This is a genomic window from Psychrobacter sp. 1Y4 (assembly GCF_051847555.1).
Window position 1 is genome coordinate 1 of record NZ_JBPYDE010000771.1, and the last position, 623, is coordinate 623.

1 protein-coding gene is annotated in these 623 nt (G+C 40.4%); it reads right to left on the bottom strand.

Features of this window, described 5'->3' with window-relative positions; translation table 11 throughout:
- Window positions 1–156: 156 nt before the first annotated feature.
- On the bottom strand, window positions 157–623 hold a 467-nt coding region (locus ACS8FC_RS18800; RefSeq protein WP_439297907.1), incomplete at its 5' end, for a LysR substrate-binding domain-containing protein.

Below are 623 nucleotides of genomic sequence, written 5' to 3' on the forward strand. Positions count from 1 at the left end.
GGGCGATCTAAAGACACTTTAGCCATAAACATCAACATTAGGTTCTGATTTATAGATGATTATACCTTAAATGGTCATAACTTTAGAGACCGTCTTAATGTGTTTGAATGGCCTATTTTTTCTTAGAATTTTCTTGATACTTTGCAGCCCAAGTAATTATTTGAGCTTCAAAGCATCAATAACGGCTCGTAGCGCAGGTGACACATTATGATGCGGATAATATAAATGAAAGCCGCTAAAGGTATGACTGAACTCTCTCAATATATGAATAAGCTTGCCGTTTTTTAGCTCATCTTTAATCATATCGATGGGCACATAACCAATGCCTAGTCCTCGTTTTGCGGCATCAATCACTGAGTAATCAGTCGAGAACACCCATTGTCCTTGCGTCTTTAATTTGTAAGGCTGCCCATCAATCATAAAGTCCCAGTGATACATACCGCCACCCATGAATCGATAGCCCAAGCAGTTGTGATCGTTCAACTCTATAGGTGTTTTGGGAAAGCCAAACTCAAGGAAATAATCTGGCGAACCGACCACAGCAATCTCCTCATCATAGTCGATACGTACCGATATCATACCTTCGGTGACCAAACTACCAAAGCGAACCCCTGCATCAAATT